General features: G+C 46.2%; 1 pseudogene. It reads right to left on the bottom strand.

Annotated elements, in window-relative coordinates:
- A pseudogene (locus tag R8O10_RS24905) lies at positions 1–238 on the bottom strand (glycosyltransferase); the annotation flags it as partial.

Raw genomic sequence — 238 nt, 5'->3', positions numbered from 1 at the left:
TCTGCTGATTAAAGTGGAACAACAGGTCGCAGATGTCCTCAATCGACTCAAACGGTAAATACACCAACACGAAATCATCGTTATCCGCTTGGTTATCCAAAGTGTGAACGATGGGCGGTAGCAACGGCTGATCAAAGTGATACCAGTGCAATCCAAGCTGATGTTGAGATGGAGCAAAATACTCAAGTACTGATTTATCCAGCCAGCTCGCCCCCTTCAGAGGCACTGGATAACGAAA

The sequence above is a fragment of the Vibrio sp. 1727 genome (assembly GCF_033344415.1).
Lineage (GTDB): Bacteria > Pseudomonadota > Gammaproteobacteria > Enterobacterales > Vibrionaceae > Vibrio > Vibrio alginolyticus.
This window is presented reverse-complemented; position numbering and strand designations above follow the sequence as displayed.